Consider the following 245-nt stretch of genomic DNA (forward strand, 5'->3'; position numbering starts at 1 on the left):
AAGCAGGCGCGCTGGGTCGTCGCGGCCGGCGCTACGACGGCTGCCGATGAAAAGGCGCGCGTCCCGCTCGCGGGCGATTCCGGTAAGCTGCTGGACAATATGCTGGCCGCCGTCGGCATGGGCCGCGAGCGCGACGTCTACGTGACGAACCTCATCAAATGCCGCCCGACGACGCCGAACGGCGGCGAGCGCGCGCCCACGCCGCAGGAGGCGGCCGCGTGCCGTCCCTACCTCGAACGCGAGGT

General features: G+C 71.8%; 1 protein-coding gene. It reads left to right on the plus strand.

Annotated features, from left to right (window positions below; all coding sequences use genetic code 11):
* Positions 1–245, plus strand: a 245-nt coding sequence (locus tag ACEN88_RS36030) for a uracil-DNA glycosylase family protein (RefSeq protein ID WP_413347173.1), incomplete at both ends; no start/stop codon positions are given.

The organism is Massilia sp. CT11-108, assembly GCF_047302915.1.
Lineage (GTDB): Bacteria > Pseudomonadota > Gammaproteobacteria > Burkholderiales > Burkholderiaceae_D > Telluria > Telluria orientalis.